This is a genomic window from Tritonibacter aquimaris (assembly GCF_009617595.1).
Lineage (GTDB): Bacteria > Pseudomonadota > Alphaproteobacteria > Rhodobacterales > Rhodobacteraceae > Epibacterium > Epibacterium aquimaris.
On sequence record NZ_WIXK01000004.1, the window covers coordinates 360672 to 384489 of the forward strand.

The 23818-nt window shown below is 56.1% G+C and carries 24 protein-coding genes; 8 read left to right on the forward strand and 16 right to left on the reverse strand.

The window, feature by feature from the left end; all coding sequences use genetic code 11:
- Positions 1-153: 153 nt before the first annotated feature.
- Positions 154-525, reverse strand: a complete 372-nt coding sequence (locus GG681_RS10030) for a MerR family transcriptional regulator (protein WP_153547655.1) — start codon at positions 523-525, stop codon at positions 154-156.
- Positions 526-635: 110 nt separating this feature from the next.
- Between GG681_RS10030 and GG681_RS10035 the strand changes: the two genes are divergently transcribed.
- Together GG681_RS10035 and GG681_RS10040 are read left to right on the forward strand one after the other, a co-directional pair.
- Positions 636-1058, forward strand: coding sequence for a PaaI family thioesterase (locus GG681_RS10035; RefSeq protein WP_153547657.1), 423 nt, complete (start codon positions 636-638; stop codon positions 1056-1058).
- Positions 1055-1567, forward strand: coding sequence for a PaaI family thioesterase (locus tag GG681_RS10040; protein WP_153547659.1), 513 nt, complete (start codon positions 1055-1057; stop codon positions 1565-1567). The genes GG681_RS10035 and GG681_RS10040 overlap by 4 nt, the downstream gene beginning before the upstream one ends.
- 16 nt (positions 1568-1583) lie before the next feature.
- On the opposite strand, the gene arsC is transcribed toward GG681_RS10040, so the two are convergent.
- From arsC to GG681_RS10055, 3 genes are read right to left on the reverse strand one after another with little or no spacing between them, the layout of a single operon-like run.
- On the reverse strand, positions 1584-1928 hold the full coding sequence (gene arsC, locus GG681_RS10045; protein ID WP_328593332.1) for an arsenate reductase (glutaredoxin): 345 nt from the start codon (positions 1926-1928) through the stop codon (positions 1584-1586).
- Positions 1925-2983: a quinone-dependent dihydroorotate dehydrogenase gene (locus GG681_RS10050; RefSeq protein ID WP_153547662.1), complete on the reverse strand. Its 1059-nt coding sequence runs from the start codon at positions 2981-2983 to the stop codon at positions 1925-1927. Before GG681_RS10050 ends, arsC begins: the two co-directional genes overlap by 4 nt.
- 10 nt (positions 2984-2993) lie before the next feature.
- Positions 2994-3332: a DUF952 domain-containing protein gene (locus GG681_RS10055; RefSeq protein WP_153547664.1), complete on the reverse strand. Its 339-nt coding sequence runs from the start codon at positions 3330-3332 to the stop codon at positions 2994-2996.
- Between the two features lie 185 nt (positions 3333-3517).
- Between GG681_RS10055 and GG681_RS10060 the strand changes: the two genes are divergently transcribed.
- The 3 genes from GG681_RS10060 (at position 3518) to GG681_RS10070 (ending at position 6222) form a co-directional block, all read left to right on the forward strand.
- Positions 3518-5101, forward strand: coding sequence for a bifunctional metallophosphatase/5'-nucleotidase (locus GG681_RS10060; RefSeq protein ID WP_153547666.1), 1584 nt, complete (start codon positions 3518-3520; stop codon positions 5099-5101).
- 85 nt (positions 5102-5186) lie between these two features.
- Entirely contained in the window at positions 5187-5495 is a 309-nt protein-coding gene (locus GG681_RS10065; RefSeq protein ID WP_153547668.1) for a DnaJ family domain-containing protein, read from the forward strand.
- 4 nt (positions 5496-5499) lie between these two features.
- Positions 5500-6222: an SOS response-associated peptidase gene (locus GG681_RS10070; protein ID WP_153547670.1), complete on the forward strand. Its 723-nt coding sequence runs from the start codon at positions 5500-5502 to the stop codon at positions 6220-6222.
- A 5-nt stretch (positions 6223-6227) separates the two neighbouring features.
- Here the strand turns inward: GG681_RS10070 and GG681_RS10075 are convergent, their stop codons facing one another.
- Positions 6228-6722 carry a MarR family winged helix-turn-helix transcriptional regulator gene (locus GG681_RS10075; protein WP_153547672.1) on the reverse strand — a complete coding sequence of 165 codons (495 nt, stop codon included), beginning with the start codon at positions 6720-6722 and terminating at the stop codon, positions 6228-6230.
- 178 nt (positions 6723-6900) lie between these two features.
- On the opposite strand from GG681_RS10075, the gene mnmH reads away from it, so the two are divergent.
- Positions 6901-7941 (forward strand): tRNA 2-selenouridine(34) synthase MnmH, encoded by a 1041-nt coding sequence (gene mnmH, locus GG681_RS10080; protein ID WP_235899851.1) that lies wholly within the window; start codon positions 6901-6903, stop codon positions 7939-7941.
- Here the strand turns inward: mnmH and selD are convergent.
- From selD to GG681_RS10115, 7 genes are read right to left on the reverse strand one after another with little or no spacing between them, the layout of a single operon-like run.
- Positions 7925-10075, reverse strand: a complete 2151-nt coding sequence (gene selD, locus GG681_RS10085) for a selenide, water dikinase SelD (RefSeq protein ID WP_153547676.1) — start codon at positions 10073-10075, stop codon at positions 7925-7927. The two genes, mnmH and selD, sit on opposite strands and share 17 nt — an antisense overlap.
- A gap of 27 nt (positions 10076-10102) precedes the next feature.
- The gene (locus tag GG681_RS10090; RefSeq protein ID WP_153547678.1) at positions 10103-10471 is read right to left on the reverse strand and encodes a Na+/H+ antiporter subunit G; all 369 of its coding nucleotides are present in this window, start codon (positions 10469-10471) and stop codon (positions 10103-10105) included.
- 10 nt (positions 10472-10481) lie between these two features.
- Positions 10482-10751, reverse strand: a complete 270-nt coding sequence (locus GG681_RS10095; RefSeq protein WP_153547680.1) for a K+/H+ antiporter subunit F — start codon at positions 10749-10751, stop codon at positions 10482-10484.
- Positions 10748-11245 carry a Na+/H+ antiporter subunit E gene (locus tag GG681_RS10100; RefSeq protein WP_153547682.1) on the reverse strand — a complete coding sequence of 166 codons (498 nt, stop codon included), beginning with the start codon at positions 11243-11245 and terminating at the stop codon, positions 10748-10750. Before GG681_RS10100 ends, GG681_RS10095 begins: the two co-directional genes overlap by 4 nt.
- Entirely contained in the window at positions 11242-12756 is a 1515-nt protein-coding gene (locus GG681_RS10105) for a monovalent cation/H+ antiporter subunit D (RefSeq protein WP_153547684.1), read from the reverse strand. Before GG681_RS10105 ends, GG681_RS10100 begins: the two co-directional genes overlap by 4 nt.
- Complete coding sequence (locus GG681_RS10110; RefSeq protein ID WP_153547686.1) at positions 12753-13103, reverse strand: Na+/H+ antiporter subunit C; 351 nt, start codon at positions 13101-13103, stop codon at positions 12753-12755. Before GG681_RS10110 ends, GG681_RS10105 begins: the two co-directional genes overlap by 4 nt.
- A gap of 3 nt (positions 13104-13106) precedes the next feature.
- Positions 13107-15962, reverse strand: coding sequence for a monovalent cation/H+ antiporter subunit A (locus GG681_RS10115; protein WP_328593333.1), 2856 nt, complete (start codon positions 15960-15962; stop codon positions 13107-13109).
- Between the two features lie 380 nt (positions 15963-16342).
- Here GG681_RS10115 and GG681_RS10120 point away from each other — a divergent pair, with 380 nt between their 5' ends.
- Both GG681_RS10120 and GG681_RS10125 read left to right on the forward strand, forming a co-directional pair.
- Positions 16343-16795 (forward strand): rhodanese-like domain-containing protein, encoded by a 453-nt coding sequence (locus GG681_RS10120; protein WP_328593334.1) that lies wholly within the window; start codon positions 16343-16345, stop codon positions 16793-16795.
- The gene (locus tag GG681_RS10125; protein WP_235899853.1) at positions 16747-17610 is read left to right on the forward strand and encodes an alpha/beta hydrolase family esterase; all 864 of its coding nucleotides are present in this window, start codon (positions 16747-16749) and stop codon (positions 17608-17610) included. The genes GG681_RS10120 and GG681_RS10125 overlap by 49 nt, the downstream gene beginning before the upstream one ends.
- 13 nt (positions 17611-17623) lie before the next feature.
- Here the strand turns inward: GG681_RS10125 and mdoH are convergent, their stop codons facing one another.
- From mdoH to GG681_RS10145, 4 genes are read right to left on the reverse strand one after another with little or no spacing between them, the layout of a single operon-like run.
- Positions 17624-19489 carry a glucans biosynthesis glucosyltransferase MdoH gene (gene mdoH, locus GG681_RS10130; protein ID WP_153547687.1) on the reverse strand — a complete coding sequence of 622 codons (1866 nt, stop codon included), beginning with the start codon at positions 19487-19489 and terminating at the stop codon, positions 17624-17626.
- On the reverse strand, positions 19486-21015 hold the full coding sequence (locus GG681_RS10135; RefSeq protein ID WP_153547689.1) for a glucan biosynthesis protein: 1530 nt from the start codon (positions 21013-21015) through the stop codon (positions 19486-19488). Before GG681_RS10135 ends, mdoH begins: the two co-directional genes overlap by 4 nt.
- Positions 21012-22274: an OpgC family protein gene (locus GG681_RS10140; protein ID WP_153547691.1), complete on the reverse strand. Its 1263-nt coding sequence runs from the start codon at positions 22272-22274 to the stop codon at positions 21012-21014. The genes GG681_RS10135 and GG681_RS10140 overlap by 4 nt, the downstream gene beginning before the upstream one ends.
- Before the next feature lie 28 nt (positions 22275-22302).
- Positions 22303-23667 (reverse strand): tetratricopeptide repeat protein, encoded by a 1365-nt coding sequence (locus GG681_RS10145; RefSeq protein ID WP_153547693.1) that lies wholly within the window; start codon positions 23665-23667, stop codon positions 22303-22305.
- Positions 23668-23818 lie beyond the last annotated feature (151 nt).

The window sequence follows — 23818 nt, forward strand, 5'->3', positions numbered from 1 at the left end:
CAAACGAGGCAGTCTCTTCTATACATATAGGGATGAACCTTGACGTTTACGTAACTCGTACGTCACGTCACTTTGGAAGGGACGCAGCGGCGCAATCAAAAATACCCGGCGTCGCGTGGACACCGGGTGTAAGACATTTCCAAGATGGGGCGCTTATTCTTTCACCAGCTCTTCGGTTGTGGCGCGCAACTCAGTGAGTTCATCAAGCGCCTGTGCAATCTGCACCTTTTGTTGGCTCAGCTCTTTGATCTGGCGATCTGCCATTTCCAAAAACGCCTTCAGCTGCGCCTGCGTGCCCTGATCTTCGTAGATCATCAGCCACTGGCGCATCTCTTCCAGCTGAAAGCCAAAACGACGTCCGCGTAGGATCAAGGTCATTCGTGCCCGCTCACGCGCACCGTAAAACCGGCTGCGCCCTTCGCGCCGCGGCTCGATCAGTTCGATGTACTCGTAATAGCGAAGCGTTCGCGGGGTGACTTCAAACTCCGCGCACATCTCCTTGAATGACAATTCATTTGTGGTCATTCTAATTCTCCCTTGCGCGTAACCTAGGCTTGGTTTTTTCCGAGTGCAATAACACATGGGCTTCTTTAAAACAGTAAGTCACATCAAACGTGATAAATTTGGAGACAGCTATGGATGCATTACTCGAAGAGGCGCGTGCGCTGGTCTTGCAGCTGCCGCATTCCAAGGCGCTGGGCATGCATCTGATCTCCTGTGGTGGCGGAGAGGCGGCGATAGAGATGCCGTATGATGAAAAACTCATCGGTGATCCCGTCTCACGGGTTATTCATGGTGGTGCGGTCTCGGCGCTGATGGACACCTGTTGCGGCGCGGCGGTTCTGTTTCATCCCAGTCGGCCGATCAGCACTGCAACCATTGATCTGCGCATCGACTATATGCGCAGTGCAACGCCGGGGCAGACGATTGTGGCCGAAGCCACCTGCCATCAGGTGACGCGTTCTGTTGCCTTTGTGCGCGCTGTTGCCATGGATGACGATCGCGCCAACCCGGTGGCCACCGCAACCGGAGCCTTTACCGTGGAGACAAACGCATGAGCCGCCCCCAGCCTGAACCTGTACAGCAGGTCAAAAACCGGCGCGATGCAGCGCTGGGCGCATTGGTGGCCTCGGTGCCTTATATTCAGTTTCTGGGGATCACCTTTGATCGGCGCGGCAATGAACTGACGGCGCAGTTGAATTTTGATGATAAGCTGATCGGGAACCCCCGTCTTCCGGCGCTGCACGGCGGGGCAACCGCCGCGTTTCTGGAAGTAACCGCGATGATCACATTGCATTGGACGGTTCTTTGGGAGCAGATCGAAAGCGGCGCGCTTGATCCAGAAGAAATGGCGCGTGGTCTCATCCCACGTCACCCCAAGACCATTGATTTCAGTGTGGATTATCTGCGCTCAGGACTGCCACGAGATGCCTATGCGCGGGCTCGGGTGTGGCGCTCTGGTCGTCGCTTTGCCTCTGTTCATGTTGAGGCCTGGCAGGACAACAAAGAAAAACTTTTGGCCCAGGCCACAGGTCATTTCCTGATGTCAGAAGGAGAGGCCGCCTAAAGCGGCCTCAACCCTGTTAATCCAGCAGTGCTGCAAGCGCCTCGGTTGGGCGGCCAATGCTGGCTTTGTCGCGCGTAAACGCAATAGGGCGTTCAATCAGGGCAGGGTGGTCCGCCATTGCTTGCAACAATACGTCTTCGCTGTTTTCTGCGCTTAGCCCCAGTTCTTTGAACAGGGCGTCTTTGTTGCGCATCATATCAATCGCTTTTACGCCCAGCATGTCGCGCACGCGGGTCAGCTCTTCGCGTGTGGGGCCATCTTTTTGATAAAGGCGCACGTCGATTTCAGCGCCTTTTTCTTCAAAAAACGCAAGCCCTGCGCGCGATTTCGAACAGCGTGGATTATGCCAATAGGTGATCACAGCCAGTCTCCCTGTTTGCTGCCCACTGCATCTGCAACGGTTGCAAACCCATCGCGCGCCAGCAGCTGGTCCAGACCGGTGGCAATCTCAGACGCCAGGCTAATGCCGCCATAGACCATCGCAGTGTAAAACTGCACTGTTGAAGCCCCGGCGCAGATCTTGGCATAGGCCTGTTCAGCGGTGCTGATGCCGCCCACGCCCATCAGCGGTACATCCCCATTTAGACGGGACGAAAGCTGCGCCAGAATGCGAGTGGATTTTTCAAAAAGCGGCGCACCAGAAAGCCCGCCCGCCTCATCACGATGTGCACTTTGCAATCCATCGCGCGACAAGGTTGTATTGGTGGTGATCACCGCATCAATACCAGTTTCGCGCGCCACTGCTGCGATGTCATCCAGCTCGTCCAGTGTCAGATCCGGGGCGATTTTTAAAAACACGGGTACGCGCCGCGCAAGACCTTCGCGTACATCAATCACACCGTTCAAAAGCGCGCTCAACGCGTCTTTGCCTTGCAGGTCGCGCAGCTTTTCGGTGTTGGGCGATGAAACATTCACCGTGGCAAAATCCAGATGTGCACCACAATGAGCCAGCACTTTGGCAAAATCTGCGGCGCGGTCGTCGCTGTCTTTGTTGGCCCCAAGGTTCAGGCCAATCACCGCGTCTTTTGGGCGTTTGGCCAAACGTGCGCCGATCACCTCCATGCCCTCGTTGTTAAAACCAAAGCGGTTGATCGCGGCGCGGTCTTCGCTCAGGCGAAACAGGCGTGGTTTTGGGTTGCCGGGCTGCGGACGTGGAGTGGCGGCACCCACCTCAATAAAGCCAAACCCCGCCTGGCTGAGCGGCGCAAGTGCTTCGGCGTTTTTGTCAAACCCCGCCGCAAGGCCCACCGGGTTTGGCAGATCAATGCCTGCAAATCGGGTTTTCAGTCGCGCGGATGTGACCGGGCCAGGCGTGGGCGCGAGGCCGGATTTCAAAGCTGAGATCGACAGCCCATGCGCGGCCTCTGGATCCATCTTATGCAGCGCCTTGAGGGCGAGTTTTTCGGTAAGTTTCATCACGCCACCTTTATTTGGTATCAGCCGGGAAAACATGTGCACCGTCCACAAACGGCAAGGGTTTGCTCCACAGGATGTCATCCATGCGCAGCACGCGATAGAGATGCGGGAACAATGCGCCACCACGTGATACTTCCCATTTCAGCGCATCACCCAAGCTGTCGGCGTCGACGGCCAACAGAAACAGTCCTTCTTCACCTGCAAAATGCTTGGCGGCGGTTTCAGCGGCCTGTGCAGCGGTGGAAAAATGTACAAACCCATCGGCAAGATCCACGGGAGCGCCCTGTGTTTCACCCTTGGTCTGCAACGCAGCCCATTCGTCCTGGCGGAAAATCTTATATATCAGCATGCGGCTCTGATGCACCTAGGGCTCGCGTGGGTCAAGAGGTAGGCGCTTTTGCGCCATCGATATCTTGCGCTTGATGTCTTTGCAGATTTTTTGACCATTTGGTTTGAAAAATGTCGCGCTTTGGCCCAGAGTTTTGGTGAATTGGACCTCTGGCTGAGGCCCTTTCCAAGACAGGGAGTTTACGCATGGTATTTTCACGTTTTCTGGCAAGCACCGCAGCGCTGGGTCTGACCGCTGGTATGGCGGCAGCAGAATTCAAGCTAACCGTATTGCACACAAACGACATTCACAGCCGGATCGAATCCATCAATAAGTATGATTCCACCTGTGGCGCGGAAGATGAGGCCGAGGGCAAATGCTTTGGTGGTGTTGCACGGATCAAAAGCCTGATTGATGCCAAGCGGACCGCGCTGGCTGGGCAGAACTTTGTTGTGCTTGATGCGGGTGACCCGTTTCAGGGGTCGCTGTTTTACACCACTTACAAAGGTGCAGCCGAGGCTGAGTTCATGGAGGCCATCGGCTATGATGTGATGGCAGTGGGCAACCATGAGTTTGATGATGGTCCCGAAGGGCTTGCAAAATTCACCGATGCGGTTTCATTCCCGGTGATTTCCGGCAATCTTGACCTCTCTTCTGAGGCCAGCCTGAAAGGTAAGGTCAAAAATCACGTGGTGCTTGAGGTTGGCGGTGAAAAGGTTGCTGTGATCTCGGTGTTGGCCACGGATACGGTTGAGACCTCTTCGCCGGGGCCAAATGTGGTGTTTCAGGATGAAATTGAAAGCCTGAAAGCAGATGTTGCCGCCCTGGAGGCAGAAGGTATCAATAAAATCATCGCCCTGACCCACGTAGGTCTGGCAAAAGATCTTGAGATTGCCGCCGCTGTTCCGGGGCTTGATCTGGTTGTCGGCGGCCATTCCCACACGCTGCTGTCCAATACCAACGAGCGCGCCGAAGGAGCCTATCCAACCATGGTGGGGGATGTGCCGGTGGTGCAGGCCTATGCCTATTCCAAATATGTGGGTGAGCTGAACGTCACCTTTGACGATGCGGGTAATGTGGTCGCCGCGCAGGGTGAACCGATCCTGCTTGATGCGTCGATCACCCCGGATGCTGCGATTGCCGCGCGTGTGGCTGAGATGGGCGCACCGATCGAAGAGGTGAAACAGCGCGTAGTAGCCGATGCGGCCGATGCGATCGAAGGCGCGCGCGATGTCTGTCGAACCGGTGAATGCGCAATGGGCAATCTGGTGGCCGATGCGATGCTGGACCGCGTCCGGGATCAGGGGATTCAGATCGCCATCCAAAACGGTGGCGGGCTGCGCGCATCTATTGATGCTGGTGAGATCACCATGGGTGAGGTTCTGACCGTTCTGCCGTTCCAGAACACGCTTTCAACCTTTGAGGTGTCGGGCCAGACCGTAATTGACGCGCTGGAAAACGGTGTGAGCCAGGTGGAAGAGGTCAAAGGCCGCTTTGCCCAGGTTGCAGGGATCAAATACACATGGGATCAATCCGTTGCCCCCGGTGAGGGCCGCATCACCGAGGTGATGGTTGATGAAGGTGGCGCCTGGCTGCCGATCGATCCCGCCAAAATCTACGGCGTTGTGTCCAACAACTATGTCCGCAGCGGTGGTGATGGCTACAAAATGTTCATTGATGCACAAAACGCCTATGACTTTGGCCCAGATCTGGCGGATGTCACAGCAGAGTTTCTCGCAAAATCAACTGGCTACAAACCTTATACTGACGGGCGGATCACCCAGAAGTAAACACTGACGTTTTAACTATGATGCCCCGTCACGGATCTCTGCGACGGGGCTTTTTCTTTGTCGCGTGATCTGGCATTTTAACGTTATGGACCATCCTTTGATCGATCTTATCAATCAGAAAATCGCCGCAGCTGAGGCTGAGGGCGAATTTGACAACCTCGATGGGGCTGGCAAACCCTTGCCTGAGTGCGATGATCCAGAGAACGCATTGGTCAATCGCCTGATCAAGGAAAGCGGTGGCGTGCCCGAATTTGTCTCGCTCTCGCGAGAGCTGGAACGGTTGCGTGCTGAGCTGCGCGAAACCGGCGATCGCAGCAAGCGGCGTGAGATCTTGCAAGATATGTCGATGATGGAAGCGCGCATTGATATCGCGCGCAAATCCCACAGTCGCTGATCCTATGTGTGGGCGGATCGCGGTTACCTTACCCCATGATGCAATGACGCAGATCTTTGCCGCGCGTCCAAGCAACCGGCTGCCGAACCTGCCAAATTACAACATTTGCCCCACCAACCAATTGGCTGTGGTGCGCTCTGGCGCGTTGGGGCGGGAACTTGTTTCGATGCGGTGGGGGTTTTTGCCAAGCTGGTACAAAAGCGAAACAGACGGGCCCTTGTTGATCAATGCGCGTGCTGAAACGCTTGCAGAGAAACCTGCCTTTGCAGATGCAGCCAGATCCCGGCGCTGTCTGATCCCGGTTTCGGGGTTTTATGAATGGAGTAAGGATGCAGATGGCCAGCGGCTCCCTTGGTACAGCAGTCGCAGTGATGGGGACGTTATGGCCCTGGCTGGCATCTGGCAAAACTGGGGGGCTGATCCGCAAAACACCTGCGCGGTGGTAACAACTGCGGCGAATTCCGATATGCAGGCGATCCACCACCGCATGCCTTTGATACTTGGGTCGCAGGATTGGGGGCTATGGCTGGGGGAGGCGGGCCACGGCGCTGCACGGCTGTTGAAACCGTTGCAAACGGGGATTTTACGAACGCACCGCGTTGGGCAGGCGGTTAATTCCAATCGCGCTGAAGGCGAGGCATTGATTGAACCGTTTGAGGTGATCGAAGAAAGCAGTGACGCGCCCCCGTTGCATGACAAACGGGGCGCGCAAGGCCGTCTATTCTAGCTGAGTTAGTCGGCAGCTTGTTGGGTGTTCAACGGTGCCAGAATTGGTGCTGTGGTTTCAGTGTTTGCAGCCGCAGCGACCCGCGCCAACAGTTCAACAAGCTGTGCCCGCTCTTCGTCAGAAACACCCGGAAGCATTTTATCCTGACAGGCCAGCACAACAGGATGTGCCTGCAAGAGCAGGTCTTTGCCCGCTTCGCTCAGATAGATTTCACGGGCACGGCGATCTGTTTTGCTCACCACTCGCGACACAAAACCCTTGAGTTCCAGTCTGTCGACGACCTTGCCCAATGTTGCGCGATCATACCCAACTTGTTTTGCAACGCTCGCCTGGTCAACGCCGGGGAATTCTTCTACCGCCCATAAAACACTGTACTGAACCGGTGTTAACGGCAGATCTGCCTCGGACATCGCCGTGGTGAATTGTGCAACGCAGATCTGGTTCAGACGGCGAATAAGATGGGAGGGTAGCGAATACATCTCCGATTGAGGAGAAGTCATGTAGTTCTTTCCTGTTCCAACTGGTGACGGCACATTTAGATATGTGTTAATCTGTTTTAGGTATTACCGATACTTTTTATTTAAAAGCTTAGGCAAGATTGAATTTAAATTTGAGTTGAAATTTAGCTGATTTATGCCGGTTTGAATGTGGATCAACGAAATAATGGTGACCAACGACATGAAATTGGCTGAAATTCTGAATCTTAGTCACGATATGGTGATAGATGTGCGCAGCCCGGCGGAATTTGCACTAGACCATGTGCCAGGTGCAGTGAATCTTCCGGTTTTGAACAATGAAGAGCGCGCACGTGTTGGCACGATCTATGTTCAAGACAGCCCGTTCAAGGCGCGCAAGCTGGGCGCAGCTTTGGTTTTTCGAAATGCCGCCAGACACATAGAAGAGCAGCTGTCCCACTTGGACGGCGGTTGGCGTCCGCTGGTTTACTGCTGGCGTGGTGGTCAGCGTTCGGGCAGTTTTACCTGGATGTTGCAGCAAATTGGCTGGCGGGCAGAGGTGCTGCCGGGTGGTTATCAAAGCTACCGACGTCAGGTTTGTACCGCGCTTTATGAAGACAAGCTGCCCTTTCGTATTTTTGCGCTCGATGGCTATACCGGCACGGCCAAAACCGCGATCTTGAATGCATTTGCAGACCTTGGCGGCCAGGTGCTTGATCTCGAAGCTTTGGCCAGACATCGCGGATCGCTCCTTGGCGGCTGTGCAGAGCCACAGCCAAGTCAGAAGGCTTTTGAGAGTGCGATCATTGCGCAGCTCATGCAATTTGATCCGGAAAAGCCAGTTCTGGTTGAGGCAGAAGCCAGCAAAATCGGCGCGCGCTCATTGCCACCTGCGCTTTGGACTGCGCTGTGTGCTGCGCCGCGTATTGATGTGGTTGTGCCGGTTGCGGCACGGGTCAAATATCTTTGCGCGACCTATGATGATATTTTGTCAGATCATCCGCGGCTTGAGGACAAACTTGGAGTTTTGCGCGCCCATCGGTCCAATGCGGTGGTGGACAACTGGCTTGGGCTCAGCTTGGCGGGCGATAAATGCGCGTTGACCCAGGCGCTTGTGCAAGAGCACTACGATCCGACCTATCAAAAAGCACGCGACCGACACGCACATACACCGCTTGCGCAGATCTCACTTGGGGCGCTGGAAGCTGCGGATATCGAAGCGGCTGCGCAACAGCTTATGGCTATTGTTATGGCGCAAGGGTGATCTGCCCCGGCTGATCTGTGAGCCTGCCGATAATGGCCGCATGTTCGCCCTGATTGAGCAGTTCCTGCAGCAATGCGGGGGCAGAATCTGGATCAACCGCTGCCAGCAGGCCACCGGATGTCTGCGGGTCAAATAGGACTTCTGGCGCGGCGCATAACTCTGGTAGCAACGCACGGTTTTCAGGATAAAGCGATGAGCGCACTCCTTTCGCAGACAGCGCGGCCACACCAGCAAGCAGGCGCAGTTTTTGTGGCGCAATCTCTGCACCACATTGTGAGGCGTCACAGATCCCTTTCAGATGTCCCAAAAGGCCAAAGCCTGTGACATCGGTCATCGCATGGGCCTGTTCTAGTGTTTTCGCCGCCTGCGCCTGTGGACGGCTCATCTGTTTGAGCGCCGCGGCAATGTGATCACCTGCGGCCAGGCCAGCCATTTCTGCCGCCATAAGAATGCCGGTGCCCAAAGGTTTGGTCAGGATCAAAGCGTCGCCTGCCTTGCCGCCAGCGAGCGTGATTGGCGCGCGTTCGCAGAGGCCCGTTATCGTAAAGCCGATCGTCAGCTCTGAGCCCATTGCGCTGTGGCCACCAACAATATCAGCCCCAGCGCCCGAAACGATCTCACCAGCAGCCTGCATGATTTCCGCCAAAGTGCGCCGCTGCAGCTCTGTATTCATTTGTGGCAGTGTAATGCTGGCGGTTGCCGCCTGCGGTGTGGCGCCCATAGCCCAGATGTCACCCAATGCGTGAACTGCCGCAATGCGCGCCATGGTGATCGGGTCTTGTACAAAGGCGCGCAGATGGTCGGTTGTGATCACCTGCTGCGCCCCGCCGATTGTGATAACTGCGGCGTCATCTCCGGGTAGATGTGTGATGTCTGAGCGGGTGCCTGAGGGGGGGAGCGCATCCATCAGTGCTGTGCGTGCAACTTTTGCACCGCAGCCGCCGCACATGGGTTTGCCTGCAAAGACATCTGGCAGATCCTGGGTGTGTTCGGCCGGTAGATCCGGTGTCTTTTCTGCCATCAAATCGCGAAAACTGCCCATGAAGCTCTGGTCGATGCTATGTTTCCAACGCCAGATTTGCCGTCCATGAAAAGGCAGGCCGAACTTTTCACCCAGCGCCTGTTTGGCCCCCAGGGAGATCAGTTTCAGATAGTCTTTTTGCGGCTTATACCGTTTTAGTGGGTCCCCCGTGAGGCAGGCACGAAGATTGGCAAACAGAACCGGGGCCTGACGTACCGCATAAACGCCCGCCTTCGGGCGCGGGTCTGCACTGAAATGGGCGCAGTCACCTGTGGCAAAAACCTGCGGGTCCGAGCTTTGCAGATGGGGGTCAACATCAACGAAGCCATGCGTCAGCGAGAGTCCGGTGTTTTCTATCCAATCATAAGGGCGCGCGCCCGCGGCACCGGTTGTGAAATCTGACAGGATCTCGCGCCCATCGCTGAGCGTGATCAAGCCCGATGTAATTGCAGCAATCTCAGCATGTTCAACAAGGCTCACCTGCTGAATGGTGAGATGGCGTCGCATGATCTTTTGCGCGTTTTCGGGCAAGGCCGTCAGGGCGGTGTCATTGTCGATCAATGTGGCTGACGCCAATCTGCCGCGTTGGCGCAGCGCATGTGCCATGGCGAGGATCAGTTCAACCCCCGCGACGCCGCCGCCGATCACCGCGACATGCGCGGGGTCGTTGCCTTGGCGAAACGCATCCCAGCGTGCTGCAAACGGGCCAAGGGGTTTTGCAGGAACCGCGTGCTCGGAAAAGCCCGGCATCTGCGGCATCGATGAGGTGATACCGATGTCGATGGAGGCCACATCATAGGCAATCGGCGGCTGCCCCGGAACATGGATCAGCTGCGCTGCCCGGTCGATATGTTCAGCATGTCCAAGGATCAGGCGGGCATTGGCAAAGCGGCCAAGCTGTACCAGATCAATATCAAGATCTTCGCGCGCGTAATGGCCTGCAACAAAACCGGGCAACATGCCGGAATAGGGGGCGGTTGGTCCGGGATTGATAACGGTGAGCCGGGCCCCGGCCAGTGGTTTCATACCCCAGGATTTCAGCACCAGCGCATGTGTATGCCCGCCCCCGATCAGAACAACATCCTTGGTGATCGGATAGGTGGGGGCGTGCATCGTTTGTTTAACCTCTTATCGGCTGGGTCACTCTGTTGGAGCTTTGTCCGTATAGTGGGTGGCCCAGACTTGATCACCTTCTGCCTTTGGCAGTGTTTCAGGTGTTTCATGCCGATGCATATGTACCTTGGCAATGAAATTCGCCGTGATGGGCGCCGTGATAAAGAGGAAAATAATAATCATGATTTCATGAATGGAACCATGATGTTCGGTCAGGTAGGCGTGCAGGATCGAGGCGATAAGAACCCCTCCCATGCCAACGGTTGTGGCTTTGGTTGGGGCATGCAGCCGCGACATCGCATCATTGAGCTTTAGCATCCCGAATGAGCCAACAAGACCAAAGATGCCGCCAATAATGAGGAAAACCGAGATGATGATTTCCAAGATCAGTTCCATGGGTCAACCCTCACTCAATAATATTGCCGCGCAGGATAAAGCGCGCATAAGCCACGGTTGAGACAAAGCCGAGCATGGCAATGATCATCGCGGCCTCGAAATAGATCTCTGTCCCATTGGCGAGCCCATAAAGCACCATCACAGCAATGGCATTGATGAACATCGTATCCAGCGCGAGGATGCGATCGGTGATGCGATCCGCAAAGACCACTTTCCACAGGTTCATTAAAACAGCTGCGCCAAAACAGGCAAAGGCGAAATAGGTGGCATAGATCATCATTCGAAAATCTCCTTCAGCCGGGCCTCATAACGGCTCTTGATTTCATCACGGACTTCATCGGGGTTTTCTGCGTCAAGGCAATGCACCAGCAGCGCATGCCCGTGATCAGAAAGATCTGCGGATACGGTGCCGGGTGTCAGCGTGATGGTGCCCGCAAGCGCAGTGATGGCCTCTGGGGTGCGCAGATCCAGCGGGATTGTGACCCAGGCGGGTTTGCGTTCAGAATTGGGTTTAAACAGAACGATCTTGGCCACCACCACATTGGCAACAATAATGTCCCAGATCACAATGCCGATATAGGCAAGGATCTTGAGCGGCGCCCGCATGGTTGGTTGATTGGGCCAGTAGCTTGCTGTGACAAAAGGAATGAGCCAGCCAAGCAAAAAGCCAAACACCAGTGAATTCAGCGACCAGCCGTTGACCAGAAGCAACCAGGTGATGGTCAGCATCAGCGTCAAGAGCGGGTGGGGGAGTACTTTGCGAAACAAGCTCATTTGTTATCTCCCAACACGGTTTCGAGATAGGCGGTTGGCGCAAAGAGCTGCGCGGCGGTCGCCTCTGCGTATTTGCTCATCGGGCCGGAGAACACGGTCAGCGCAACCAAAGCTGCCACCAGTGAGAATACGGCGACAAAAGGCAATGGGCGTGCAGGCGCAACTTCGCGCCCTTCGGTGCCTTCGGTCGAGGCATCATAGGATTTCCAGAAGATCAGCGTGCCAGCACGGGCAAGGCCCAATATTGTCACCAATGAGGAAATCAGGATCACCGCCCAGATGGTCCAGACCATCTCATGGTTGCGTGCCGCATCCAAGACCAGCAGTTTCCCGATAAAGCCCGACAGTGGTGGCATACCAGCAAGTGCAATGGCGGCGACAAAGAACAGCGCAGCAATCAACCCGTTTTGTGGCATCGGTGCGCGCGGGGCGATTTCAGCTCCACGGCGTTCAATCACCAGATCTGAGATCAGGAACAACAGCGCTGCAGCGAAGGTGGAATGCACCATGTAATAGATCCCAGCCGCGGCGGCTTCGGGGGTGAACAGCGAGATAGATGTCAGCAGCGTGCCCATAGACGCGATCGCCCCAAAGGCAATCATGCGCCCAATATCACGCGAACCAAGAACACCAATTGCACCAATCGCCAGTGTCGCCAGCGCCGCAGGCAGCATCCAGTCGCCGCTCAAGCCTTCGGTGGCAGCAACCTCGGGGCCAAAGATCAGCGTGAAGAAACGCAAGATCGCATAGGCTCCCACTTTGGTCATGATGGCAAAAAGCGCAGCCACTGGGGCAGGGGCCTCAGCATAGGATGCAGGCAGCCAGAAGTGCAGCGGCAGCAGCGCCGCTTTGATACAGAACACAAGCAGAAGCAGGATCGCCCCCACACGCAGCAACGCGGTGTCATCTGCCGGGATTTCGGCTACTTTTACGGCCAGATCCGCCATGTTCAATGTACCGGTCACCGAATAGATGGTGCCCAGTGCAAAGAGGAACAGGCTGGAGCCCAGCAGGTTAAAGACCACATATTGCAGCCCCGCCCGGAACCGGCGCGCGCCGCCGGAGTGGATGCACAGCCCGTAGGATGCAATCAGCAGAACTTCAAAGAACACAAAGAGGTTAAAGGCGTCGCCAGTCAGGAACGCCCCCTGAATACCCATCAGCTGAAACAGGAACAATGAGTGGAAGTTGCGCCCACGCGCGTCCCAGCCTGAACCCACCGCATAGAGGTTCACCACCAGTGCCAAAACCGCGGTGAGGATACACATCATGGCAGACAGGCGATCCAGCACCAGCACAATGCCAAAAGGCGCGTTCCAATCACCCAGCTCATAAACTTGTACGCTGCCATCCGCGACCTGCAGGCCCAGCACCAGAGTAAGGGCAACAAGTGCGGCAGATGTCGCCAGTGAGAAGATCCGGGACAGGTCCATATGGTGACGGGTCACCATTGCGATCAACGGGGCAACCACCGCAGGCAATATAATCGGCGCAATCATCAAATGGTTCATGCGTCTTCTCCCGCCTCGGAGGCGTCAGTCATATTGATATCGTCCGTTCTGGAGGAGAGATACGCACCCAGCGCGATCATCACCACCACCGCTGTCATGCCAAAGGAAATCACAATGGCAGTGAGAACCAGCGCCTGGGGCAGCGGATCGGAATAGGCGACCTCTTTGTATTTGTTGAGGATCGGAGGGGCGTGGACCATCAGACGTCCGGTGGCAAACAAAAAGACGTTTACCGCATAAGACAGCAGCGACAGCCCTAGGATTACCGGGAAGGTGCGACGGCGCAGGATCAGATAAATACCCGCAGCTGTCAGCACGCCAACAGCAGATGCTACAAGCAATTCCATCGATTAAACCTCACTCTCGATCTTGGGCTCGTCATCGCGAGCGGGGTTGATGTCCATAGCGTGCTCGCTGACCATGCCGGGCTGCCAGGCAAAGCGCGACAGGCTTTCCAGCGCCAAAAGCACAGCGCCAACAACCGCAAGGAAAACGCCGAGGTCAAACAGGGCAGCAGTGGCCCATTCAAACTCGTGCAGCGGCTCCCAATGGATGTAGCCAAACGCAGAGGTCAGGAAGGGCAGATCATTGAACCACGCACCCATGCCAGTGGCCGCCGCGATCAGCACACCTGCACCAATGATGCCGTGGTAATAGATCTTCTGGCGTTCCTGCGCCCAGCCAAAGCCCGAGGCCATATATTGCATGATAATCGCAATTGCCGCGATCAGACCGGCGATAAAACCACCTCCCGGCAGGTTGTGGCCGCGGAAGAAGATATAGGCCGCGACCAGCAACGCCAGCGGCATCATCACGCGGGTGGCAACCACCATCATCAGCGGGTGCGGATCTCCGTCTTGCGGCAGGTCCGGTTTGCGGTTGAGCAGATAGGCACGCACTTTGGTGCCCAGCACCGCCTCGGTCAGCGCATAGATCACCATAGCTGCAATGCCGAGCACGATAATCTCACCAAAGGTGTCAAAGCCACGGAAATCAACGAGGATCACGTTCACCACATTGGTGCCACCGCCGCCTTTGTAAGAATTGGCGAGATGGAAACCAGAGATGGTTTCAGCCGCAAAATCACGTGTCATCAGCGCGTAGATCAGACCACCAATCCCAAGGCCAGCCACGCTTGCGATCAGCCCGTCACGCGCATGGGTGCTGATGGGGTCTTCGCGCGGGGTTTCCTTGGGCAGGAAGTTCAGCGCCAGAAGCATCAAGATGATGGTGACCACTTCCACCGAGATCTGCGTCAGGGCAAGGTCTGGTGCGGACAGGTAGTTGAACGACATCGACACAACCAGACCAACAACGCCGATCAAAATGAGCGCCAGCAGCCGGTTGCGGTGATGGATCAGGATCATGCCGGTTGCAAGGATTAGCGCAAACCATGCCAATAGTGGCAGCGCCCCAGTTGATTGCAGCTCGCGGGTTGGCGCACCAAGCGATCCGGTCTTGAACGCCACAAAACCAACACCGGTGCTGAAGAGGATCATCACCAGGCCGTAGCGCGTGATAGATCCGTTGTGCAGACCATGGGTCATACGATCGGCAACACCGTTGAATGCTGCGATCAGCGTGTCAAAAATGACCTTTGCTTCGGGACGGGGCAGGGCGTTCCAGATCGCTTCGAGCTTTTTATGCGCCATGAGCAGGATCAGACCACCAAATACAGCAACTGCTGACATATAGAGGGCGGGTGTGACACCGTGCCAGAGTTTCAGATGTACATGTGGATGTCCCTGGGTAACGGCATCGGCCACAACCTGTACCAGCGGCTCGGCCACCTGGCCGGAAAACAGACCGATGATGATCACCAGTACAACCAGCAGCGCAGGTGCGGCCCAAAGACCAAAGCCCGGATCATGCGGATGGCCGGGATAGTCATCACGTTTTGGCCCGAGGAAAACATGCCCGATATAGCGGAAGGAATAGGCGGCGGAGAACAGCGCCGCAACAACCGCAAGCGCGGGAACAATATAGTGATTGCCAAGCCAATAGGTATGCGCAGCCTCTTCCAGCATCATTTCTTTGGAAATAAAGCCGTTCAGCGGTGGAATACCCGCCATCGACAGCGACGCGACCAGAACAATGGTAAAGGTCACAGGCATCAGATGGCGCAGACCTCCCAATCGTTTGATGTCGCGGGTGTGGGCTTCGTGGTCGACAATACCAGCCGACATAAAGAGCGCCGCCTTAAAGGTCGCATGGTTGATAATGTGGAAGATCGCCGCAATCGCTGCGGCTTTGGTGCCAAAGCCCAACAACATTGTGATCAACCCAAGGTGTGACACGGTGGAAAACGCCAACAGCGCTTTGAGATCATCTTTAAACAGTGCGATCACCGCACCAACCACCATGGTCACAAGACCTGCGGTTGAAACGATATAGAACCATTCCGGCGTACCAGACAGCACCGGCCACATGCGCGCCATCAGGAAGATACCCGCTTTGACCATTGTTGCAGAGTGCAGATAGGCTGAAACCGGTGTTGGTGCCGCCATCGCATGCGGCAGCCAGAAGTGGAACGGGAACTGTGCGGATTTGGTGAAACAGCCTGCAAGGATCAGCAACAGCGCCGGGAAATAGAGCGGCGAGGCCTGGATCGCCTCTTTGTGTTGCAAGATGACCGTCAGATCATAAGAACCTGCAATATTGCCAAGGATCAGCATGCCACCAATCATCGCCAACCCGCCTGCGCCGGTAACTGTCAGCGCCATTCGCGCGCCCTGACGCCCTTCGGGGAGATGCTTCCAATAGCCGATCAGCAAGAATGAGCTGAGCGATGTAAGTTCCCAGAAAATAAGTAAAAGGAGGATGTTGTTTGAGGTGACAATCCCCACCATCGCGCCCTGAAACAGCAGCAGATAGGTGTAGAACTGCCCCATTGGATCCTGGCGCGACAGGTAAAAGCGCGCATAAAGGATGATCAGCAGGCCGATGCCCAGAATGAGGCTTGCAAACAGGAAGCCAAGACCATCCAGGAAGAAGTTAACATTGAGGCCAAGCCCGGGCATCCATTCCATTGAGGCGGTGATTGTTTCACCACGCAGAATGGCCGGAAGGTGCAGCATCAGCCCGACAAAGGCGAGCAGTGTTGTTAGCCCAGCTGCAGATGCTGCAGAGTTGCGTCCAGCTCGGATCAGTAGTGCGGGGAACACAGCCCCCAGAAAGGGCAGAGCCGCAATCAGAAACAGTGACACGTAGAATTTCTCCTGTTTGGGCTAACGTAATAAAACTTCAGGTTTGATTAAGCGTTTTTTCCTTGCGGTTCCAGTCTTGCGGGTTCACTCGTGGTATACGTGCGGTCGCAAATGTCTTGGCATCAAACCCCGTTGGCATGGATGGTGTTTTGTTTGTTATTATGAGGATGGCGTATACAACGTCAGATGTAGCATGACGCGCTGACGTTTGGAGGCTGTCTTGTTCGCTGTTCGCGTTGACGAGAACTTGAATGAAAACAGCTCGTTTTTAAAGGCCTAATTGCTGAATCTCCCCGGTAAAAGTGGTAGCTATGTCGCATCTTTTACGATCTCGCGACCCAAACTGGGTTGATATGGGAAAAGGGGCTGCTGTGGGCAGGGTGACGCGAAGAAATATTGTGCTGGCGGGTGGGGTTTTTACCTTGGCGTCGGCGCTGGGGGTACAGCAATATTTCACCCCACCTGCGCATGATCGCGCGCGTCTCACTGTTCAACAGGCCTATGACGGTGCGCGCACTGGCCAGATCCTGCTTGTGGATATTCGAACTCCGCGGGAATGGCGCGCATCTGGGGTGCCTGAAGGCGCGATTTTGCTCGATATGCGGCGCGAAGATTTTGTGGCGGCGCTTAGCCAGCATGTGCAGGGGCAAACAGACCGCCCCATTGCGCTGATTTGCGCGCGGGGCGTGCGCTCGGCGCGGATGACGCTCAGGCTGGTGGACGCGGGGTTCACCCAAATTATTGATGTGCCAGAAGGCATGCTTGGATCAAAGGCAGGACCAGGATGGATCAGATCAAAGCTACCGGTATTAAAATGGAATGGCACTGCCTAGGCGCGGTTGCAGTGGCGACAGGGCTGGCTGCATCCTCTGCGCATGCAGCCTGTGTTGATACCACCGAACCCTGCCAGTTTGAGCAAGGCAACTATGAAATTGTCGTGCCCGAAGGTGACAGCACAAATCGCCCCGCAGTGATCTACCTGCATGGCTACGGCGGCAGCGGCAATGGGGTTTTGAAAAACCGTTCCATGGTGCAGGCATTGATTGAACGGGGCTATGTGGTTGTTGCGCCAAACGGTGAACGGCGCGCGCCCAATCGTGGTGCATCCTGGAATTTCTACCCGGGCTGGGACGGGCGGGATGAGCTGGCTTATTTCCGAGAGCTGCTCCGGGATGTTGAAACTCGTTTCAATGTGGACCCTGAGCTGACAATCATGGCGGGGTTTTCTGCGGGCGCTTTTATGGTGAACTATCTTGCCTGCGCTGAGCCGGATCTTTTTGCAGCCTACGCGCCAATTGCTGGTGGTTTTTGGCGGCCGCAGCCGACCCGCTGCGAAGGGCCCGTGCGTCTGCATCACACCCATGGCTGGGCTGACACGGTGGTGCCGCTTGAAGGGCGCTATTTGCGGAACCGAACCTGGCAACAGGGCGACATCTATGCGGGGTTGGAGCTGTGGCGCGAAACCTTGGGCTGTGACACCCACGCACCGGGAAGATCCTGGCGTAGGGACCGCGATCTTTTGCGCCAATGGGACTGCGGCGAAGGCGCCGAGATCACGTTTTCGCTCCATCCAGGTGGACATACTGTGCCAAAGGGCTGGGCGGCGGCGGTGACAGACTGGTTTGAAAAAGCAAACCCCAGCCAATAGGCCGGGGTTTTGTTTATTCAGCTGGGGAGGTTTGGTGCGCATTTTCCAGATAATTGCGCAGCTGCAGCCGATAGTGGCGCGCGGCCTGGGTGATCTGGGGTTCCTTGAAATGATCATGGGTCCCCATCCAGCGCCAGATCCGTTCCCGAATAGGCATGCCGGAAAGCGCCGACAGCGGGATAGCCAAAACCAGTGACAGCGCAATCGGCACCAGCCAGATTGAGACCAGCCCCCCAAGAATACCAGCCCAAAGCGCAATGCCGCTCAGGGTTTCAAGCGCGTGGCACATGGCAATGGTACGCAAAGAATACTGCCCGCCATCACGCGCCTGAGGTGCCCAGCCGCGCTGGATACCCAAAACAGTGCGAAACACCGCGATCATCTGCTGCACCATCAAAATTGGCGCATACAGAATGGCCAGGATCATTTCAGACAGCACCGATAGGGCAAACTGTGCACCACCACCATAATCAGCAAAGCGTTTCCCGCTAAGCGGCAGGGCAAGCGACGCCAGCAGTTTTGGCATCAGCAGCATGGCATAGATCAGCAAGATCACCAGCACATGGCGCGGCTCGCTCATATCGGGCCACGACGGCATGGTGGGGTTGTTTTCGGAGAAATAGGTCAGCACCGAAGCTTCTTCACTGCGGCCAATGACGGCCCAGATCACCAAAAGCGCAAACCAGATAGGGGCCATCAGATAGCCCACGGCGCCATGAAACAGGTGAAAACGTGAAATCGCACGAAAGCCACGGGCGTTCAGCAGGTTGATGTGCTGCAGATTGCCCTGACACCAGCGGCGGTCCCGCTGGATATGATCGATCAGGGTTTGCGGCGTCTCTTCATAGGAGCCTTTGATGCGGGGCAGGAACCGTACATTCCAGCCAGCGCGACGCAACAGACCTGCCTCTACAAAATCATGGCTCATGATCAGGCTTTCCTTGCCCGTCAATCCACGCAGGGCAGGAAGGCCAGCGCAGGCGGCAAAGGCGCGGGTGCGCATGATCGCATTATGGCCCCAATAGTTGCCTTCGCTCCCGGCCCAACGGGCGAGACCCTCGGCCAGTGCCAGACCATAAACTGTGTTGGCAAACTGCTGCATGCGGCCAAAAACAGATTGCGCACCAATCAGTTGCGGGAAACTTTGAATGAGGCCGGCGCTTGGATCACGCGCCAGCGCGGCAGTGAGCTGTGCAATGGCACGGCCTGTCATCAGGCTATCGGCATCCAGCACCAGCATTGCATCATATGCACCACCCCAGCGGCGCAGCCAGTCGCTGATATTGCCCACTTTGCGGCCAACGTTATCGTCGCGGCGGCGGTAATACAGCTCCATCCCGTGCGGCAGCATTGCGCGTAGCGCTTCAACGCTTTGGAGTTCCTGCGCAGCAATTGCATCATCGCGGGTATCCGAGAGGATAAACATCGCATAGTGGTGGCGACCGCCTTGGGCGTGCAGCTCTTCCAGCATGGATTGTGCATTGCCCATCACATACCAGGGCGTTTCATTATATACCGGCACCAGCAGCGCGACTTTTTGTGCTGTCACTGGCCCACGACGGCGGGTGATCCCGCGCTGCGCCAATGAATAAAGCCCGAGCAGAACGGTGGTGACCGAGAAGCTGATCCAGAAAAAGTTAAACACGATCAACGTCAAAAGGATGCCTTCGAGCACCGTGACGCCATCATCCACAAACCAGCCCTGCATGACCCAGCCCAGCACCGCAGTCAGCACAATCGCCGGTGCAAAACTTAACCAGCGCCAAAGCGTTGCCTGCCCTTCAGGGGCGATGTCCGGCGCTGCGTCATCGTGAAACGGAGTGGAAAAATCCTGCTCCGGCATTTCGAGCGGGTTTTCGGGTGGCATCAATTGGGTCATGCGCTCCACCTGTAAAGCCAGACTTCAGATGCAGGCGCGCCGTCTTTGCGCAGCTGCGCGCGCAGCTCCACATGATCGCGACTGCCAGGATCAAAGGAAAACGCCAGCCGCAGGCCACCGGTTTCCGGATTGCGCTGCAACACGCCTTCTGAAAGTTCAATATGCGGCGATGAGACAAAAACATCGAAATCATCCGGATCGCCCTCAAGCAGGGGATGCGCCTCATAGTCGATGGTAAAGATCCGTCCGGGATCACCAAATATCTTTGCGCCTGACGCTGTGTTTTTCACCAGGGCCAGACCCATGTCCGGTTCATGCCCCCAGGTAAGGCGATAGTTCAGGTCGATCTCATCACCCGCCGTATAGGGCGTATGTGGACGCCAGTAGGCGACGATATTGTCGTAGATTTCCTTATCGGCGGGGATCTCAACCAAGGTTACAGAACCTTTGCCCCAATTGTCCTTAGGTTCCACCCAAAGCGACGGACGCAGGTGATAATTTGCTTCGAGATCCGCGTAGTTCGAAAGCTTGCGCGCGCGCTGCATCAGTCCAAAGCCCTGCGGGCCGTTGTCGACAAAAGATGACACTTGCAGATGTACGGGGTTTGCCAGCGGACGCCACAGTACTTCACCGTTGCCGTTCTTGATCAACAGACCTTCGCTGTCATGCACGGCTGGGCGGAAATCATCAAAACGGGCGCGGTTGGTTTCATCATATAGGAACATCGACGTCAGCGGCGCGATCCCCACATGGGTAAGCTCTTCGCGGGCAAACAAGGCGGCGGTGATCTCCATCACGCAGTTCTCGCCCGGCGTAATGTCAAAGCGATAGGCACCCGTTACCGATGGGCTGTCCATCAGCGCATGTACGATCATGTTTTTTTGGCCTTCGGCGGGGGCCTCAAGCCAAAACTCGATGAATTCGGGGAATTCCTCGCCCTCAACATCGCCTGTTTTTAAGGCAAGCCCGCGCGCCGAAAGCCCATAGGCGCTCCAATCCGCGATTGCGCGAAAATAGCTCGCACCCTGAAAAACGCAGAACTCCGTTTTTTCGAGCTTCTGTTTAACCGGTGCGCCGGGGTGTTCGGTGCGCAATCTGAAACCGGAATAGCCCAAATGCCCCTCGGTGCTGAGCTCAGGCGCAATATCACCGCGTTTGAACAGCGAAAGATCAAACGGCACTGGCGCTGCCATGCCATCGACCACCTCGTTGATCTGGATTGCATGAGGGAAATACAGGCCGGGAAGGAAGAAATCGACATTATAGCTGCGATTGCTGTCAGCCCAGAGCGCCTTTTCCACTTTGAACCAGCGATTGCGATACTCATCATAGCTGAGGTCAAGCCAGTCTTGCGGCACTTTTGCGCGGGCACGGTAGGCCGTAGATGCCATTTCACGCGCACGGGTTTTGAGGCCCTCAAACGAAAACGGTGAGGTGGCATGCGCCAATGTCGCTTTGGGGAGCGCCAATACAGACGTGGACGCAAGCGCAGACAGCAGGAAGGAGCGACGTTTGAGGCGGCTCATTTCTTCGATCTCCAAGGTTGAGACTTAAACCATGCCGCGCCATATGCGCAGCCGATGATTAATAGGAAACCCACAAGATTGGCAAAAGCGACGGTGGAAATCGCGCGATCGGTCTGGTCAAGTGCCACACCAATCAGACGGGCCAAGGCCATGGAAAACACAAATACGGCAAGGGATTGCTGGCCGACCTTGGTGATAATGCCAAGGATGAAAGACCATGTACGTGCCGCGCCGGAATGGCCTTTGGCAATCAGGTTTTTACCGTTTTCGCCCGCAATCACCCAGCCCAGATAGGCAAGCGCCAGGAAGTGCATATACCGAAGCAGGCCAAAGTCGGTTTTTTCGCGCCATTGTGCAGTCCAGTCCCAGGTTGGGCGAATGGCTGCTGCCAGATCTTCGTTGGCGGCCTGCACCCACAGGAACACCTTCCAGGAGCCGAAGGGCATGGAGAAAATCACAAAAACTGCTGAAACCGCGATCAACCACGTAGCAACAGGTGGTTTTGGCAACCAGCCCCGCATAAAGGCAAAACCTGTGAAAAACAGCAGCTGCCAGCCCAGCGGGTTAAAAAACCATTCGCGTTCAGACCAGGGCTCGGCACTCAGCTCAAGCCCGTCGGGGCCTAGGCCGATCATATAGGGGTTGGCGCTGAGCCAGACCAAAACCGAGAAGGTGACCACAGCCCAGAAACCGATTTTTTCCAGCCCCATGATCACAGGCATCAGCGCCAGCACCACAAGATACATCGGCAAAATGTCAAAGTAGTTCGGCACATATGACAGGGTGAACAGCCCAACCAGCTGCGGTGCGGGATCATTAAAGAAGCGCGCAAGGTTGAGCGAGTTAATGTAGCTTTTGTCAAAGGCTCCGCTCAGATCCAGCGCGGCCATGGTCATAGCAATAAAGAAGAACAGCCCAATATGAGCCCAGAACACCTGCCAGCAGCGAAACGCCACACGGGCCGTGCCAAGCCACCAGCCTTTGCGCGCAAATGATCCGCCAAACGCAATGGCCGAGGCCATGCCAGAGCAGAACACAAAGATCTCGGTTGCATCAGAAAAGCCAAAGCGGGCTGGGATCCAACCGGTCCAGCGGTTGTTTGGCACATGGGCGACCAGGATGATGAACATCGCGATGCCCCGGTAGAAATCCAGTCGCGGATCACGTTGACGCGGCGCGCTTTTGTTTTGCGGCGCATTGAAACTGTTTGCGACATCCGGAACTGGATGTGCCTTGGGCATGGGCGTAATTGTGGCCATTGTCTCGCAGCAATCTTAATCGTTAACGTTATTCAGCGGGAACGCTGTGTTCACCCTTGGCGTCGCGTGCGTCGGAGATCATTGCACGGCGTACCAGAGCGTAGTTGTCCTCTCCGCCAGCTCGTTTGGCGCGGCGATCGTCCAGCAGTGCTTCAACCGCGTCAAAATTCCCAGAGCGTAGGCCGGAGTCGATTGTCATCCGTTCGAAAATATCCCGTTGTGCATGGCTGCCGCCGGCCAGCTGCATGGTGTCACGCGCGGCCGTCAGGTGATTGAAAGCCTTGCCATAATCGGCTTCGCCAAAGGCTTCAAGACCTAGCGCGGCCTGAAAACCGGGATCCCCCATGCGCTGCTGTGCCTCGGTGGCGCGTTTCTGCCCATCCGAATGAATTCGGGCAATCATCCGCTTGGTCTCGCGGGCGCGGTCATGGCCTGCCAGCGCCAGCAAGTAGTGAAGGTCAGCAAAAATCAAACAGCCATCATCGGTGCGATTGGCGCAAAGTTCCGACAGCTCATCCCAGCGATTGCCGACTTGAATACCTTCCAGCTCAAGGCGCATCAGCAATGAGGTTGCGTTGGAGATGTCGCGGTAGTCATCGGTTTTATCCTTGCGCACCTCGGTGTCATACAGCTCGATCGCTTCGTCGACCTGACCTTGATCCAGATGCATCAACGCTTTGTGCCACCAGACGTGATAGCGGAAGTTGTTGCAATGGGCCCAAGCTTCTTCACGACCAGTGAGCCACTCCAGCCCCTGTTTTGCATTGCCGGTCATTTCATGCACATGCGCCACAGAATGCAGCCCCCACGCATCATCGGGAGCCATCCACAGCGCCTGACGGCCTGCGTTTTCTGCGCGTTCATAGGCACCGGTTTCTTCGAGCGCAAAGGAGTGACAGCCCAGAAGATAGCCGCGCCCTGCGTGATCTGGCGCATAGGCAGGCATGACACGTTCAACGGATGTGCGCATGCCGTGGTTGTCGCCCTGGATAAAGCGAATACCGTGGCTGAGCTTCATTGCCAGCGAATCGCAGGGGTGCTGGTCGAGAATGGTTTCAACGATCTGGATCGACTGGGTTGGGCGGCCCAGCATCCAGGCTTCCAGCGCGTCGACATATTTACGTTCGCGGGGCAGGGCACCTTCATAAAAAGATTTGGCATCTTTCAATGCGTCCTGCGCCATCGGCATCAGTTCGGCGCGCCCCAGCATCAAAAGCGACAGCCCTTTGAGCGCATGGGCCAGCGCAAATTCTGGAGCTTTTTGAAACACCACACCCAGATGATCGGCTGTGTCTGCAGCATGGGCCAGTACACCCAGTTGCGCCGCATTCCACGCCTCCAGCGCGTTCTCATCGGTCAGGCTGGTATCTTGTCCGAAGATGTCTTGCGTCATGAGCTTGTTATCCTTGCAATCTGGAACGGCGTCTTTGTTAATTTGAAGATTAGAGGAAGCCTGACCATCGAGCGATCTATGCTCGCGCTTTGGTGAAGGCCTGTGTGTAAATTCTGACGAAACCTGCCGATACCGGGGGGGATGCGGCAGG